The organism is Lysinibacillus sp. 10T31 (assembly GCF_056394365.1).
In genome coordinates, this window is record NZ_JBFTHS010000002.1 from 41,966 (window position 1) to 56,398 (window position 14,433).

Annotated in this window: 11 protein-coding genes; all 11 read right to left on the reverse strand. The window is 34.8% G+C overall.

Annotated features, from left to right (window positions below):
- Positions 1-120 precede the first annotated feature (120 nt).
- Positions 121-1,137, reverse strand: coding sequence for a dTDP-glucose 4,6-dehydratase (gene rfbB / locus AC1DCY_RS01475; RefSeq protein WP_477346812.1), 1,017 nt, complete (start codon positions 1,135-1,137; stop codon positions 121-123).
- 14 nt (positions 1,138-1,151) lie between these two features.
- On the reverse strand, positions 1,152-2,045 hold the full coding sequence (rfbA, locus tag AC1DCY_RS01480; RefSeq protein WP_477347107.1) for a glucose-1-phosphate thymidylyltransferase RfbA: 894 nt from the start codon (positions 2,043-2,045) through the stop codon (positions 1,152-1,154).
- 54 nt (positions 2,046-2,099) lie between these two features.
- Positions 2,100-2,792 carry a WbqC family protein gene (locus tag AC1DCY_RS01485; protein WP_477346814.1) on the reverse strand — a complete coding sequence of 231 codons (693 nt, stop codon included), beginning with the start codon at positions 2,790-2,792 and terminating at the stop codon, positions 2,100-2,102.
- Positions 2,793-3,048: 256 nt separating this feature from the next.
- The gene (locus AC1DCY_RS01490) at positions 3,049-4,140 is read right to left on the reverse strand and encodes a DegT/DnrJ/EryC1/StrS family aminotransferase (RefSeq protein ID WP_477346816.1); all 1,092 of its coding nucleotides are present in this window, start codon (positions 4,138-4,140) and stop codon (positions 3,049-3,051) included.
- Positions 4,137-5,378, reverse strand: coding sequence for an ATP-grasp domain-containing protein (locus tag AC1DCY_RS01495; protein ID WP_477346818.1), 1,242 nt, complete (start codon positions 5,376-5,378; stop codon positions 4,137-4,139). Before AC1DCY_RS01495 ends, AC1DCY_RS01490 begins: the two co-directional genes overlap by 4 nt.
- Positions 5,375-6,862 (reverse strand): lipopolysaccharide biosynthesis protein, encoded by a 1,488-nt coding sequence (locus AC1DCY_RS01500; protein ID WP_477346820.1) that lies wholly within the window; start codon positions 6,860-6,862, stop codon positions 5,375-5,377. The genes AC1DCY_RS01495 and AC1DCY_RS01500 overlap by 4 nt, the downstream gene beginning before the upstream one ends.
- Positions 6,847-7,821, reverse strand: a complete 975-nt coding sequence (locus tag AC1DCY_RS01505; protein ID WP_477346822.1) for a glycosyltransferase family 2 protein — start codon at positions 7,819-7,821, stop codon at positions 6,847-6,849. Before AC1DCY_RS01505 ends, AC1DCY_RS01500 begins: the two co-directional genes overlap by 16 nt.
- A gap of 324 nt (positions 7,822-8,145) precedes the next feature.
- Positions 8,146-9,129: an ATP-grasp domain-containing protein gene (locus AC1DCY_RS01510; RefSeq protein ID WP_477346824.1), complete on the reverse strand. Its 984-nt coding sequence runs from the start codon at positions 9,127-9,129 to the stop codon at positions 8,146-8,148.
- A gap of 211 nt (positions 9,130-9,340) precedes the next feature.
- Positions 9,341-11,047, reverse strand: a complete 1,707-nt coding sequence (locus AC1DCY_RS01515) for a phospho-sugar mutase (protein ID WP_477346826.1) — start codon at positions 11,045-11,047, stop codon at positions 9,341-9,343.
- Between the two features lie 474 nt (positions 11,048-11,521).
- Positions 11,522-12,286 (reverse strand): tyrosine-protein phosphatase, encoded by a 765-nt coding sequence (locus tag AC1DCY_RS01520; RefSeq protein WP_477346828.1) that lies wholly within the window; start codon positions 12,284-12,286, stop codon positions 11,522-11,524.
- A gap of 346 nt (positions 12,287-12,632) precedes the next feature.
- Positions 12,633-14,192 (reverse strand): ribonuclease Y, encoded by a 1,560-nt coding sequence (rny, locus tag AC1DCY_RS01525; protein ID WP_477346830.1) that lies wholly within the window; start codon positions 14,190-14,192, stop codon positions 12,633-12,635.
- Positions 14,193-14,433: the final 241 nt, after the last annotated feature.

The window sequence follows — 14,433 nt, forward strand, 5'->3', positions numbered from 1 at the left end:
TAACTGAAGAAAGTATTTGTTTTCTTTCTTCTTAGTCAATGATAGCTACCATTCTAGAACGAAGAATGTATTGATTTATATACCTTGTTATTTTCGTCTGAGCTTTTCTAGCTTCCATCATCATAAATATTGCTTTTCAAAATACTGTTGATATTGTCCACTTATTATTTGATCCCACCATGTGTGGTTTTCAACATACCATTGAATAGTTTGCACAATGCCAGTTTCAAATGTGTATATGGGCTTCCAACCTAATTGCTCTATTTTAGTTGGGTCAATGGCATAGCGTTTATCATGAGCTAAACGATCTGTTACATACTTTATAAGTTTTTCCGATTTCCCTAATGTCTTGATAATGGTTTGAACAACTTCTAAATTGGTACGTTCATTATGCCCACCAATATTGTATATCTCTCCGTTGACACCTTCATGTAACACCAAATCAATGGCCGTACAATGATCAAAAACATGTAACCAATCTCGTATGTTTTGTCCGTCACCATATATAGGGATTTTTTCATCCTTTAATACACGAGAAATAGTTAAAGGAATTAATTTTTCTGGAAACTGATATGGTCCATAGTTATTCGAACAACGCGTAATATTCATTGGTAATCCATATGTTTTATAATAAGCACGGACTAAACAATCAGAAGAAGCTTTACTTGCACTATAAGGGCTATTTGGTAGTAATGATGTCTCTTCTGTAAAAAAAGTAGATGGTTCAAAATCCAATTCCCCATAAACTTCATCCGTAGATACATGGACGAATTTTGAAATACCTACTTGCATCGCTGCTTCTAATAATACTTGTGTCCCTAATACATTTGTTCGAACAAATACCGATGGATCTGTAATTGAGCGGTCCACATGACTTTCTGCTGCAAAATGAACCACATAATCGAATTGTTCCTTCTTAAAAAAAGTCATAACCAACTCACGATTTACAATATCGCCTTTTACAAATGTATAGTTATCATTTGTTTCGAATGCTCGATGTTTACCTAGATCACCTGCATACGTCAATAAATCTAAATTATAAATTTCATAGGAAGGATACTTACAAATTAAATATTGGATAAAATTACCTCCGATAAATCCTGCACCGCCAGTAACTATTATTTTTTTCTTTACCATCATTCCTACCTCTTTCAATGTATTGTTATAAGCGAATGATCCAAGGTATTAGGTACTTCCAGCAAATACTTACCATATTCTGTTTTCATAAGTGGTTGAGCAAGCTCTAACAATTGCTTATTTGTAATATATCCGCTTCTAAAAGCTATTTCTTCAATACATGCGATATAAAGCCCCTGTCTCTTTTGAATCGCCTCAACAAAATTAGAAGCTTCAAGTAAAGACTCATGTGTTCCTGTATCTAGCCAAGCTAAGCCACGTCCTGCAATTTTGACCTTTAATTCGCCTATTCGTAAATATTCTTCAAGAATAGAGGTGATTTCTACTTCTCCGCGCACTGATGGATTTACATTTTTGGCAATCTCAACAACTTTACGATCAAAAAAGTATAAGCCTGGCACTGCGTATGAGGATTTCGGTCTTTCCGGTTTTTCTTCTATTGAAATAGCATTCATATGCTCATCTATTTCCACTACACCATATGCACGTGGATCTTTGACATAACAGCCAAATACAATACTACCTCTAGTTAAAGAAGCGGCTTCTTTTAGTCGATTACTAAAATTTGAGCCGTAAAAAATATTATCCCCTAATACTAATACTACAGGGGAATTATCTATAAATTTTTCTCCTATAATAAAAGCTTCTGCAAGACCATTGGGATATTCTTGAACAGCATATTCGAAATGCATTCCTAAATGACGTCCATCACCTAATAGCTCTTTAAATCCTTCAAGATCTCGAGGTGTAGATATTATTAATATCTCTCTAATACCCGCAAGCATTAAGACAGAAAGTGGGTAATAAATCATCGGTTTATCGTAAACCGGTAACATTTGCTTTGAAATCGATTTTGTTAATGGATAAAGTCGAGTCCCTGAACCACCAGCTAAAATAATACCTTTCACCAAATTTCGCCTCTTTCTTTTTTTATTGCTCAATATCGTTATTTTTCGTTTTTATCATCTAACTAATTCATGAATATCTAACATTTCTTTAATTTTACTAATATCGTTAAACATCATGACGTCAATTATTGAAAGGCCAGGCATAAAATCATTTGAGTATTGTTTGTAAGGTGTTAGTATTGGTTGAATAAATTGAATTTCCAAATCATTGTCTATATATTTTTGCTGATCGTAAAAATCCTTGCCACCAATCGCATTAATATAGGTAGTCGCATTTAATGCCTTTGATACTTTAATTCCCCATTCATCTGCTGCATTAGCCTCTTTAATAGTAGGGAATTTTTGCGACAGAATAGTAATACTCGTTTCTATACCTAATAATGCGCAAGTCTTTCTTAGAATTAAAGTAAGGAATTGACTTAAATTGCTGTTACTATTTGTTAAACAATCCGTTACGAATGCCATAACATTCATAAAAAATGGCGCTTTTTTATAAAATATTAATTGATTGAGAATCTTTTCTTGCCAATTCATATTACTATTTATGACAATGTCTTTAATTTTAGTTTCTCTAGAAGCTTTACATACTGGAACATTGAAATATATACTTTTTCCATGCTCACTCAATATTCGGTTCCTATTTATCCAACTTCTTCTCGTATATTGAGCATTATCAAAAATGACAAATTCATCTACCGAGTGTATCAGTTGGAAATATCCTAGATACGGAAAAAAATAAGGTTGCATTAAGGCTATCCTCATTCTAAGTGTCCCTTCTTAAGTTAATAAAACTACTAATGAGTATCTTGATAATCATAGAATTCTAACTCCATGTAAATTTCCTCTTGTCTACAAACTACAACATAAAGATCATCTTTTGGAAATTAGAGGCACGAAGCCCATTCCAATGATGATAATTTTCATTTTTTCATTAAATTAAATAGCTCTGCTTCTATATAATCTACGACTTGCAAATTCTTTTGTTTTACAGATAACTTGTATACTATTCTTTCAAAAGTATACAAATTTTATCTACATCTTCTAGCATGAGCTCCCCATACAATGGTAATGTTAAAACTCTCTCTGCAATATATTTTGCGATAGGTGTATCTTCAGCATTGAACTTTTCTCTGAAACATTCAAAGCTATTCGTTAAAGGATAAAAATACTTTCGGGAAAAAATATTATGTTTCATTAATTTCTCATACACTTCATCCCGCGAAAGTTGGAAACCATCAAATACAACAGGGAGGTATGCATAATTACTCGACACATCTTTTGGAGGAGGCAATAATTTAATACCTTTGATACCACTGAGATGTTCAACATATCTCTCAAATACTTTCTTTCGCTTCCCTATTTCCATATCTATATTCCGGAGATTGCACAAACCCATTGCTGCCTGAAATTCATTCATCTTAGCATTACCACCTATATACTGAATTGTTTCAGGTCCAGTAATACCAAAATTTTTATAAATATTTAATAAGTCTTTTATGTTAGAATCTTTAATGGTTAATGCTCCACCCTCAATAGTGTGAAAAACTTTAGTTGCATGGAAACTAAACATGGAAGCATCACCAAAGTTTGCAACACTTTCACCACCTACCGTTACCCCGAAGGCATGAGCAGCATCAAATATGACCTTTAGATTATATTTACTTGCTATACTTTCAATCTCTTTTATATTACATATATTTCCGTACACATGAACGGCTATAATAGCGGATGTTTTATCTGTTATTAACCTTTCAATATTATCTGTTTCTATGGTGTAATCATTAAGATTAATGTCAGCAAAAACTGGTGTTAAACCTTTTCGTACGATTGCATGCGTTGTCGATGCAAATGTAAAAGGTGTGGTGATGACTTCGCCAGTTAATTGAAAAGCTTCAATCGCGTATTCTAATGCTAGGTGCCCGTTAGAAAATAGCGTAATATTTTTTGTATTCAAATACCGTTTCAATTCAGCTTCTAAAGCATTATGCTTTACGCCCATATTGGTCAACCACCGACTATCCCAAAGATCTCTAATTTCTTCAGAGAATTCCATAAAACCAGGCATTGATGTTTGTGTAACTTGAATAGGCTTCATATATTCACCTTCTTGACGTTATTTATTTTCACAAATGAATACTCAACATTTACCTTCACGAAGTTTGTGATATGCTCCATTTTTTCTAACATGTCATCTTCTGAAGGAAATTGTAGTATCATAGTGCCCAATTTTTCATTAGATCCTGAAAATGCTTTAATGTGACTTTTTGATTTAACTAGCAATTCATATTCAACAATGCCATTTTCTATTTCATCATGCATTTCCACATTTATAAATACTCCACTAGTTTCACTATTCAATACATACACCGACCAATATCCTTGTGGTTCAACCATAGTCAAATCATTACAATCCTCACCTAAAGCCGCCTTAATTGTATATTCGATCATATCTACACTAGTTGCATATTTTGTTACTTGTGGAATCCAATCACCACCATTCCTGGCAGCTATCTCGATAAGATAAATATTTTCTTGTTCGTCCACTCGAATATCAAAATTATAGGCACCTGATTTCATATTGAGTAAAGTCAACGCTCTTTGAATTTCTTTATGAATTTTTTGTTGAATATGCTCAGACATTTTGCATGGCCAGCTTGAACCAACTGGGACAAATGGATTTGGTGATGCTAATGTCGGAAAGTGCTCATTTGTAAAACTACGAAAAACAAGCTTTCCATTTACAGAAAAACCATCCCCCCCAACATGATAACCATGCTTTTCTATATACTCTTCCACAATAAAACGTTTCACTTTCGAAAAACTTAAAGCGTACTCTATTTTTTCCTGCAAAATGTCAATGGAATCTATTTTTGAGACTCCTCTACTGCCTGAAGAATCAACAGGTTTTATCATTACAGGCATTTTAAAATTATGAAAATCAGCTTTAGCTTCTTCCGCTGCTCGATAGCCCTTTGCTCTTGGAACGTTAAAATTATTATTCTTCTGAAACTCCCGAAACAAATCCTTATTTGACAATATCTCTACAGATTCATAAGGATGTGACGGTAGTCCTAGCCTTTCAGCAACATAAGCCGCAGTAGGTGCTGCAGGATCAGACGCATAACTAACTATGCCATCAATGTTTAACGATTTTGCTAATGATAAGACACCTTCCTTATCTGTAGTGCTGACATTATAGTAATCATGCGCATATTGATGCCCTGGATTTTCTTTTATATAATCACAAGTAATAACATAGTGACCCATTTCTCTTGCTTTTTTTATTGCTGGAATTTGAGAATGTGCACCACCAAGCATTAATAATTTTTTCATTCTGTGGCCTCCTCATTTACAATAATTTTAGTAGTTGTATTCCTTCTAAACAGACCTTTTATAATCGATAGTAAATAAGTAAAGGCATCAAAATTAAATACTTTTGCTAACCCTACATATAAAACGACCCCTACAATTATTTGAATAATGAGCGTCACAATCTCAGTCAACCCAATCAAGTGGATTGGAAAAACAATAGCCCCCATCACTAAAGATGTTAGCAAAGATGGTTTTATATCTCTCCACTGTTCTTGAATGCTATAGTTTAGTAATTGTAAATTTGGATATGCGTTAATAAAAGTCGATAAAATTCCAACTCCGAGCACTCCTAAAGCCATCATATGAACACCGAATGGGATACTGACAGCTAGAATAATCAATCCTAATATAGTTTTTACAATTTCTAGTTTTAAAAAAATATCACTACGTCCCAAAGCGTTAATTGCTTGTAAATTTGCAGTATGTATAGGCCATAATGCATAACTAATACAAAAAATTTGTAAGAATGGCACGGAAGGTAGCCATTTTTCTGTTAACAAAATTTTAACTAAAGGCTCAGCAATAGCTACAAGTCCGAACATCATCGGAAAAATTACAAATGAGCTCATAATGATTGAACGACGTACCATAACCTTAACTCTTTCTGTATTATCTTGATGGAAGGATAAAGTAGGAAACATTACGGATTGTATTGAGCCATTAATGTTGTTAATAATTACGCTAGGAAATTGCTCACCGCGATTATAAAAACCTAATAATGCAGGACTAAACATTTTACCAATTAGTAGATTTCGAATGTTCGAATTAAGGGTATCAATCAATGATGAAGCTAATAATTTCCATCCAAACACAAATAAACTTCCGAGCCTCTCCATTGAAAAGATAAGCTTCGGTCGCCAATTTACTGTAAACCATAAAATGACCGTTACTATAAGCTGGTTTGTCATTTGATGACCAATTAAAGCCCAAACACCATATCCTGCATAGGCCATTGTTATACCAACAACACCAGATATAATAACGGCTCCCAAACTACTAAAGAACAGTTTTTTAAACTGCATATTGCGTGCAATAACTACATGTTGAATTGAATTAAACGCACCGAAGAACAATGTTAAGGAAAGAATTCTTAAGACAGATAGTAGTTGGGGTTCTGCAAAAAATGAGGCTATGAAAGGGGCTATAAAAAAGAGTATGACATACAGGTTAATGGCAACAAATAAGTTTAAATAAAATACAGATGAATAATCCGCTTCATCCACTTTTTTCTTTTGTATCAATGCTGTGTTAAATCCACTCTGCACTATCACACCAGCTATTGTTATGAAAATGGTAACTAGAACGAGTAACCCAAAGTCCTCTGGAAGAAGTAGACGGGCTAGTACAATCAACACAATAAATTGAATTCCCTGTGTCCCTCCACGTTCTAACAGCTTCCATAATAGAGAAGAAAGGACTTTAGATTTTGTTATATCATCGTCCAATTTATAATCCTCCTTTTAACAAACCTAAGAAGCTTTGAGATACTTGGACTATATTGATTTATAAATAATATTATTTTTTTCTTTAATCCTAAATTTAAATATAGTTCTCTATATTCTCCTGTTTTTGCTTCTTTATATCTCCCCTGTTCAAGTAAAAGTAAAAACTGAGTACTATTCTTTCTCCTATCAATAGCATCCTTAAATTTATTGTTCGTATATAGATTTATTTCATCCAACATATCTTCTATTTCACGATAATGCTGCTTCTTTGCTTCTATATCAGAAAAAGTTCTGCCTGTCCAAGAAGTACTATCACCTACTCGATACGAAGACATCAACTCATCCATATAGTACACCGTACCTAGCAATGATAAATAAATAGCTAAAGGGTAATCGCCAACAGGGGCATTTACAAGAAAGTCTGGTCCCTCCTTCCCAAACTTCAGTCGGTAAAACATGGAATTTGTTAAAAAAAGACCTCCTCCTCCTTCAATTACTTCTTCAACTGAGAATTCCTTATTTCCTTTATTTAGACGGTTAAATAATACACATTTCTTATCCGAAGCATTTACTACATTTCCACCATGAACACATAGGCTACATTCAGGATTCTTCTCCATATAATCGAATTGTTTTTGCAATTTATAAGGATCTATCCAATAATCATCCCCCTCACAAATAGCAATATATTTCCCGCATGCTCTGCTAATATTAATTGCACTTACAGAAACACCTTTGGAATACTGATTTTCAGTTTGATAGATAGGCTTTATCAAATTAGGGTATTTCTTCTCATACTCTCTAATAATGTCTGCAGTTCTATCTGTCGAGGCATCATCATGTATTAATATTTCAAAGTTGAAATTTGTTTTTTGCATTAAAAAACTTTCAATTGCATCCGCTATATATTGTTCGTGATTATACGTGAGACAGTGAATACTGACCAAGATATTTTCCACCTGATTTTCTCCCCCTGATTGTAGAACTAACTTTTTTTTCTCTCAATCTATAAATTCAATTCTGCTTTATAGCGATTAATTATTAATAAAACCAAAACAGGAAGGTTTACTCGATTTTCATCCTAATATACGAAGTAAGTTTATACTTTATTCCACTATCGTCGCATTAAAATAATTATTCAACGCGTTTCTGGAAACGAATTTTCTACAATATTAACTAGACATAAAAAAAGCCTTTATAATGGTTGGGTGGTAGTAATCATCCAAATCCAAAATAAAGGACATAAGCATGGATAAGTTTACACGAAAAACATTTGCTCCATTCTAAACACCTATTATTTCGTTTGGTGCTTTAAACATAATCCTTTCATATTTCATCATTAAAATACCATCACTGTAGTTGCCAATATTCTTCACATTCGTTTTACCATTTATATTGTTTATTAATAATTCAACGAAGTTTACACCGCACCCGTAAGCACATATATAGTTCGCACCAAACCTAGGATTGATTTCCCCAATATAATATTCTCCATTAACCTTGAACACATCTACATCAATAGGACCAGTAATATTGAGTTTATTAGATAAATCTTCAATAAGGTCAAATAGCTTAAGATCCTTATAAGAAATGACTTTATCAGCACCACCTATAGTCACTGAGAGTTTTTCCTTTGCAAATATTGATACCATTTTTTGTGAATAAATATCAATATATGCATCTATATCATACTCAGTACCATTTAAAAACTCCTGTATTATATTTTTATGTCCATTATGAAAACTCTTTTCTAGTTCTTTCAAATTAGTACATTTAATAACTCCCCTACTACCATCAGCACTATTTGGTTTGACTATTACAGGGAACGAGATTTTATTTTTACTATAATCATCTTCAAAAGTTTCTAAATCATTGTATGACTTTGCACAACGAATCCCATTTGTTGTCAAAAATTCATACGTTAAATACTTGTCATCACAAGTATTTGCAATACTTAAATTAGGTAAGATTGGGATAACCCCAATTTCTTTAAATTTATCAATATTTTTAGAGAGAACCATTATATCTTTATCTAACATAGTTAGAATTGCTTTAACATTATTCTCTTTACAAATTTCCAAAAGTTCTTCAACATAATTATCATCTTCTAGCGATGGTACAATATATGAATTTTCCACCGAATATAGGGCTGGTAATATATTCGAATTACCTGTAGCTATTATCTCCATGTTAAATTTCGCAAATTCACGATTAAACACTTCTAACATTTCTACTCTTCTTCCAGGACAGCTAATAAGAATATTCATCCGGCATTTCTCCTTTAAGGTTAATAATAGGAACTTTTTTTCATCTTGCTCTATAAAAATGGCCTATTAATATCTTTGGATCTATTTACTCCTTTTCTTAAAAGTACAGATTTTATAGTATAAAAAAATTTTTTGAATACAGCCAAAAACTAATACCTGCTGCTGGGATGATTGTTTTTTGACTTTCTTCATCTTTCTCTCTGTACTTCAACTACTTATTTGTCATAAAGGCTGCCTGTAATTGTTGTAGCTTATGTTGTGCTTGTTCTCTCGTACTAGCAACTGTACCAAAGTAAAACTTACATTTTGGTTCTGTTCCGGAAGGGCGAATCGCTATCCATGATTGATCTTCTAAAATAAACTTTAAGACATTTTCTTTTGGTAAATTGAGTTTTGTAATGGAGCCATCTCGATGAATGGCTTGTTGCGTTAAGTAATCTTCAACTACAAGTACCTTTTGGCCTGCAATGTCAAAAATTCTATTTTCCCTAAGGTTTTGTAGTAAAGCTTGCATTTCCTTTTGACCTGTAATGCCTTCAAATGTTTGTGACTGTAATGCTTCTTGATAATAGCCATATTGTTTAAATAAATTGTCTAGAACATCTAGTAACGTTTGTTGTTTTGTTGCGTAGTAAGCCGCCATCTCTGCAACTACCAATGCAACTTGGACTGCATCTTTATCACGTACAAAGCTTTGAACCAAATAGCCATAACTTTCTTCGTATCCGAATATATATTTTTTTTCATTTGTTTGGTCGTACTCAGCAATCTTTTCTGCAATATATTTAAAGCCTGTTAGTGTATTCACAGTTTCAATCCCATATTGCTTAGCAATTACTGCACCAAGTTCAGAAGTAACAATTGTTTTGAGCAAAACTCCATTTTCAGGCAGCTCATTTTTTTCTTTTTTCGCCTCAAGCAAATACTGTAAGATGAGTGCACCTAATTGGTTACCGGTTAATAATTGATAGCCACGCTCTGTTTTTACTGCCACACCTAATCGATCAGCGTCAGGATCGGTTGCTAATAGTATTTGTGCACCTGTTTCTTTCCCTTTTTGTATGGCATGCGTAAAGGCTACCGCTTCCTCTGGATTTGGATATGGTATAGTTGGGAAATCGCCATCTTGCACAGCTTGTTGTTCTACAATATGGACGTTTGTAAAACCAAATGCTTGTAAACCTTGTTGTACCGGCACTAGCCCTGCACCATGTAGAGGTGAGTAAACAATTGGTATAGTGAAGTCAATATTTGTACGTTGTTTTAAACTGTGTAATTTATCTTGATAGGCTTGGTCAATATTATGTAAAATCCATTCCACAGTTAGATACTGTTCTAATTTGTGCCATGATGTTGTTGGGATGTCAAAAATATTTTGGATGTCATCTAGTTTTTCAATGATTGTTTGAATTGCAGACGGCGTCAGTTGAGCCCCGTCCTCCCCATAAACTTTAAAGCCATTATATTGTTTTGGATTGTGACTAGCGGTAATGACCACACCTGCAAAAGCATTTAAATATCTTACTGCAAATGATAATTCAGGTGTTGGGCGTGCTTCGCTAAATACAAATACCTTCACCCCTAATGCCCCAAGCACTTGAGCTGTTTCAATGGCAAAATCCTTTGAGAAATGGCGTGTATCATAGGCAATAACAACACCTCGTTGTTTGGCCGTTTCCCCGTTTTCTGTAATATACTGTGCTAGCCCGAATGCAGCTCGGCGAATCGTGTAGATATTCATCCGATTTGTACCTGCACCTAACACACCACGCATACCTGCTGTACCAAATTGTAAGTATTGATAAAACCGCTCTTCAATTTGTGATGCATCATTTACAATGGCTAGTAATTCTTCTTTTAGATAGGTAGGAACTACTGCCTTTATCCATTGCCTGTATTGGTCTTCTACTATACTCATTGAGACACCTTCTGTTCATTTAATAATTCAAGCATTTTTTTCTTATTTGCCTCGACACCTCGTTGATACAAACGGATTTACATTTATTAGGCAAGCACTCATTGCGTACACTTTCATATAGAAGTAAATGAGATAGCCGAGATGGTAAGCATCGAGCCGTGCCAATTCAAACTGAATGACAGGCACCCCTCACTCAGCAAGGGCAAGGGCTGTTCCTTGCTTAGAGATCGCATTAATCTCATTGAATGTGCGTGAGCTTAAGTAATAAAGCTGGTCCTCATTTTTGAATTGTTCAATGGCATGTAAATCTGCAGTGAAGTTTACGGTTGTCGGATATATTCAAATGGTGTCGACAAGACCCATCTGGCCACAGTAATACTTTATTTACCGTCAACGATTTCAATAATGACATTAAAGCTTTCCGTATTTTTCACTTACATATTTCTCAAGATAAGTACAGTTCTTCTCTTAATCCTAAAAAATCTTCCACCATTTCCTCACTTCGATTTTACAAGGTTCTTGTATAATGAAAGGCTGGTTTTCAATTATTCTTGCATTATTTTCGAGTAATATATCGACGGCATCTAACTCTTTTTTCTTTTCTAAATAACAAAGCCCTGCATCAAAAAAGAATGGTCGAGATGATAGATTGTGAACATCCGATCCATACGTATGAACTAAATTAGCCCTTACTAGCTCAAGTGAGCACTTTTGTATTGTGCGACCAAAATAACCAGCTAAGCTGCCAGCAGTTATTTGCGCTTTTGCTCCTTCGCAAATTAATCGTTCTAAGTAAATTGGCCTTTCAACAATGGCTTTATTTCGTTCTGGATGCGCAATAATTGGGATAATTCCTTCAGACAGTAATGCACGAATAATTCTTATTGTATAAGCCGGTACAGTATAGGATGGTAATTCTAACAACATATAATTAGAGCATGCTAATGTGTGGATTTGATTTGTTTTATAGAGTGGAATGATTTTTTCTGATAATCGTACTTCATGTCCGGTAAAAAGCGTTAGAGGAATACTTTTTTTAATGAGTTCAGATTGTAATAAGTGAATTTGATTTTTCACTGCGCTATAATTTGCATGATATTGTGGGTGATGGCAATGGGGAGTGGCTATTATTTCTTTAATTCCTTCTTTAACCGCTTGTTCAAACAATCGCATAGTATCTGCCATCGTTTTTGGTCCATCATCTACATTCCATAAGATATGACTATGCACATCAACCATCAATATCCTCCTCTCTAATATTTATTTAGAAAAGGTCCAATACTTTTATTATGCTCAATCTATAAATATTATGAGTACTATTAAGGAAGTGGTTATTGGATAACTAAAGAGCAAATAAAAATAGGCAACTCTTTGTTCGAAACCGAACAAGAAGTTGCCTATTTTTTCGCAAAATTAACTCATTTTTATAATTGCTAAAGTTTTCAGTGTCCTCATTAATAAGAAAAACATTTCGAGCCCGCAATCCGCGACAAGGCTTTCCTGTGATTATCTGGTGCAAATATCCACCTAGCATATCAACTCGAAAATTCTATTCTTTCTTTTGAGATAAAATCTATTAATGATTTTATTTTGCGTATTCTACGGCACGTGTTTCACGAATAACCGTTACTTTAATATGGCCTGGATAATCAAGTTCTTCTTCAATTCGCTTACGGATATCTCTCGCTAGGCGATGTGAAGCTAAGTCATCAATTTTTTCAGGTTGTACAATTATACGAATTTCACGACCTGCCTGAATCGCAAAGGATTTTTCTACACCATCATAGCTTTCAGAAATTTCCTCTAACTTTTCAAGTCTACGGATATAGTTTTCAAGCGTCTCACTTCGAGCACCTGGACGAGCCGCTGATAATGCATCAGCTGCAGCCACTAATACCGCGATGACAGATGTTGCTTCTGTATCACCATGGTGAGAAGCAATACTGTTTATTACGACTGGATGTTCCTTGTATTTCGTTGCTAATTCCACACCGATTTCGACATGGCTACCTTCAACTTCATGGTCAATTGCCTTACCAATATCATGTAATAAACCTGCACGGCGAGCTAATGCTACATCTTCACCAAGTTCAGCAGCAAGTAAGCCTGCTAAATGCGCAACCTCAATGGAATGCTTTAGAACGTTTTGTCCATAGCTTGTACGATATTTCATACGGCCTAAAATTTTCATTAAATCTGGATGTAAGTTATGAATGCCAATTTCAAATGTTGTTTGCTCTCCTGTTTCGCGGATTTGTTCATCCACTTCACGACGAGCTTTTTCCACCATTTCCTCAATTCGAGCAGGGTGAATGCGGCCATCCTGTACAAGTTTTTCAAGTGCAAGTCGAGCCGTTTCACGACGAATTGGATCAAAGCCTGATAAAATAACCGCCTCTGGAGTATCATCAATAATTAAATCTATACCTGTTAGCGTTTCCAAAGTTCGGATGTTTCGACCTTCACGACCAATAATACGACCTTTCATTTCATCATTTGGCAAGTTCACGACAGATACTGTTGTCTCAGCAACATGATCGGCTGCAAAACGCTGCAGTGCCAGTGATAAAATTTCACGTGCTTTTTTATCTGATTCTTCCTTCGCACGTGTCTCAGCTTCCTTCGTCATCACAGCAATATCAGTTGTTAGCTCTTTTTCTACTTCTCCTAAGATAATAGCTTTTGCTTCATCTCTAGTTAAAGCAGAAATTCGCTCTAGCTCTGATTTTTGCAAGGCAACGAGCTCGTCCACTTTGCTTTCCATCTGTTCAATATGCTGTTGTCTTTCGCTTAAAGCTTGTTCTTTACGCTCTAAGCTTGCTTCTCTCTTATTTAGAGCATCATCTTTGCGATCAAGATTCTCTTCTCTTTGCAATAAACGGTTCTCTTGTTTCTGAAGTTCTGAACGACGTTCACGAATGTCATTTTCTGCTTCAGTACGAAATTTGTGAGTTTCATCTTTGGCTTCAAGTAGTGCTTCTTTCTTCAATGCCTCCGCTTCTCGTTTTCCTTCTTCAACGATTGTTTCAGCGACATGTTTAGCACCAGTGATTTTTGAGTCATTCACTTTTTTCATGTAGATAAAGCTAACAGCGGCACCAACGATGAGTCCAAGCAAAGCGGAGATGATAGTAATTCCATCCATATGAACACCTCCTCTTGCTATTTGGGTATTACAGTTTCAGTCGGCGCATACATCAATTTCGCCTTGGCAAAATAATTGCGTCTCGGATTTTGAATTTGTTCAGGTCTGCACGAGAGCCGATACGATGTCGGGCACTCGGTAAAGTCACAGTTGGCGTTTTTACCGTTGCAGATACGTTAGCCGTTCTCGCAGGATACACAGATCTAAGGCTAACATCTTATTACTCATTTCTTTCAAAACC